This window comes from Lunatimonas salinarum (assembly GCF_017811155.1).
GTDB lineage: Bacteria > Bacteroidota > Bacteroidia > Cytophagales > Cyclobacteriaceae > Lunatimonas > Lunatimonas salinarum.
On the sequence record NZ_JACVCV010000061.1, the window covers coordinates 1 to 2,174 of the forward strand.

Annotated in this window: 2 protein-coding genes; both read right to left on the bottom strand. The window is 35.9% G+C overall.

Annotated features, from left to right (window positions below; translation table 11 throughout):
- Positions 1-150 precede the first annotated feature (150 nt).
- Positions 151-1,227, bottom strand: a complete 1,077-nt coding sequence (locus IAQ59_RS21805; protein ID WP_209332972.1) for a DUF418 domain-containing protein — start codon at positions 1,225-1,227, stop codon at positions 151-153.
- A gap of 73 nt (positions 1,228-1,300) precedes the next feature.
- The gene (locus IAQ59_RS21810) at positions 1,301-1,867 is read right to left on the bottom strand and encodes a Crp/Fnr family transcriptional regulator (protein ID WP_209332973.1); all 567 of its coding nucleotides are present in this window, start codon (positions 1,865-1,867) and stop codon (positions 1,301-1,303) included.
- Positions 1,868-2,174: the final 307 nt, after the last annotated feature.

A 2,174-nucleotide genomic window follows, 5' to 3' on the forward strand; every position in this document is an offset into this window, starting at 1 on the left:
TACGAATCTATGCTTTCCTATTACCTCAAATCGCAACCTACAATCCAGTGAACCGCCAAGTACGAGACCCGTACGCTTGGTGGTGTGAGAGGCGCACCTCGTCAGAGAAATCTGGCGAGGCCGTCTACTCGATTATGGGCAGTTCTTCTGTCAGCCTGATATTTTTCGCATAAGTGTTTCAAGCGGCCCATTTTTAAATTTCTTTGTCCATAGTTTGCTAAAATAGTAACTAAAGACAAAGTAAGCAATTGAAAATAGCAAAACATATAAAGGCTCTTTCGGTTGTTGAAGTGTCAAGTCTTTTGATAAGTCTTTGCCTGCAAGAATTGAAAATATCATCATTCCAATAGTAACGTGTGAAACATAATGTGTTAAAGTCATTTGTCCAGTTGAAGCAAAATTTTTAGCAAATTGACTTCCTCCTATTTTGTTGCCTAAATACATAAATCCAGAAATCAGCATTAATCCAAATCCGAATGTACTAAGCATGAAAGGCAGAAATGGTGGAAGGTAATCAGCGTTTATAAATTCGCTTAATTCTTGCGGAATAGAAATATGTTGAGATACTATTTGAATGATATTAACAGTAAGGTATAAAGACAACCCTATCAAGAACATTTTTAGCTGGACTTTTATTTCTGTCCAGTTCAACCTGCCTAAAAACATCCCCAAAAAGAAATAGGCTATCCAAGGGAAAATAGAATTCCAACCGTTATAAAATGTGTTTCTAATAAAGCCATTTATAGTATAGAAGTCTTTGTACTGAAATTTCTCAAGATACCAGCCAGTTTCGTAAGGAATAAAGAAAATCAGAAAATGGAAGATTAAAATGGAAAGCGTTGCAAACTTTAGAAAATAGCTCTTATCATAGAAAATTGTAAAAGCAATTATAAACATATAGCAACCGTAGAAATGAAGTATATCGGCAGGCCAAATTATGTTAAGCAAAAGTCCAGCAATAAATAAAAACAATGCTCGTTTTAGAATGGTATTACGAAGCTTAATTTTTTCTTCGTTTGAATATTCGCTTCTGTTAGTCATTAGTGCAATGCCCATCCCTGCCAGCATCACAAAAACAGTACTCGAGTTGCCACTAAAAAGTGATAAAAACTTCCCAATTATAGTTTGGTCTTTGTAAGAACCAAATACCATGTTGAAGTTTACTATGAACATTCCAAAAATGGCATAAGCTCTTGCCAAATCAAATCCAATTATCCGTTGTTTCATTTTTCCTTTATTAAACTTTATTCGCAAAGGTCAATGAAATGTTTTTTTAATCATTTGAGGTAAAGTCAAATAATCATTTCTTGGCTCTAATTCTACTCAATGTTTCAAGGGATACATTCAGATATGAAGCAATTTGGGTCAGTTGAACTTGTTGAATTATATGAGGTGATTTTGTCAATATAGTTTGATAGCGTTCTGTTGCATTTTGGGTATGAAGTTCAAATACTTTTTCTTCAAGCCATAAAGCATAATATTCTGTCATCAAAAAATCAAGTTCTTGTAATTGTCTGTGTTTTAGCTTTTCAATTTGAAAACTACTGTAATCTGTTATATTTACTGTTACTTCTGTTAAAGCTTGTATGCATTCCCTGCTCGGCTTTTGTTGTGTATAACTGTCAAATGACATAGCAAGGTCGTCCTTGAAATAAAACTCGGTAGTTATTTCTTTGTCATTGTAAGCATAATATTTTCGTAAAATTCCACTTTCAACCCAAAAACTTTTGTCGCAAATACTGTCCGCTTTAAGCAGGTAGTCGCCTTTTGAGAACGTCTTTGTATAACTTATTTCGGTCAATGCTTTTAGTGTCGCATCGTCAAAGTTTTCAATGAGTTTTTTTATTTTATCAATATAATGTTGCATTTTTTGAGTGGTCGTTAGAATTGCCCATAACGGTCCGCGGCTAAGAAACGTGGGGCAGTTCAAAGCGTTAAACTTTAAGTCTAAGATAAAGCAAAATACGAGACGTAAACCTTTCATATCAGAATATCTGCCCCATGTTTTCTTAGGTGCTGTGTGTGCCCGGCATGGGCATCTGGTATCGAAGATACCATAATATTCCAGAGGGTGCAAGTCCCTTACGTGCGGGGGTAACGCCCCGAAGCGTTAGCAAGTCGCAAGGTGGTTTGCCGTGAGGCATGCACTGAAGGAAGCGAGACTGCAAACCCCG

Excerpts from the sequence above, each read along its gene's own strand:
- IAQ59_RS21805 (WP_209332972.1), bottom strand. The coding sequence starts at position 1,227 with ATGAAACAACGGATAATTGGATTTGATTTGGCAAGAGCTTATGCCATT.
- IAQ59_RS21810 (WP_209332973.1), bottom strand. The coding sequence starts at position 1,867 with ATGCAACATTATATTGATAAAATAAAAAAACTCATTGAAAACTTTGAC.